Genomic DNA, 274 nt, shown 5'->3' with positions numbered 1-274 from the left:
CCATAATGGTGAGACTGTCATTTACCCAGCTCACCAATCGGCCATGCGCCGACGCGAGACCTTTAAAATGCTGCGCCTTCCTGACAGCAACGAGACTCCGTTTTTGATCATCGATTACTTTATATAGATAATATGAAACCCGTGAAATATTATTGATAACGTCGCTATCTTGCGCCACTCCAGTAAGTTCAAAAAGCATTCTGAGATTCGCATATTCCTCAACAGCCAAAGACGCCCTAACCATCTCTTCGGATGCGTATTTTTCGGCCAACTC

The 274-nt window shown here is 44.9% G+C and carries 1 protein-coding gene; it reads right to left on the bottom strand.

Annotated elements, in window-relative coordinates; genetic code table 11:
• Positions 1-274, bottom strand: a 274-nt coding sequence (locus SB749_RS19415) for a hypothetical protein (protein ID WP_410711747.1), incomplete at both ends; no start/stop codon positions are given.

This window comes from Brevibacterium sp. SIMBA_078, from assembly GCF_046534565.1.
Lineage (GTDB): Bacteria > Actinomycetota > Actinomycetes > Actinomycetales > Brevibacteriaceae > Brevibacterium.
The sequence above is the reverse complement of the archived record's forward strand: the minus strand, read 5'-3'. Positions and strand labels throughout refer to the sequence as shown.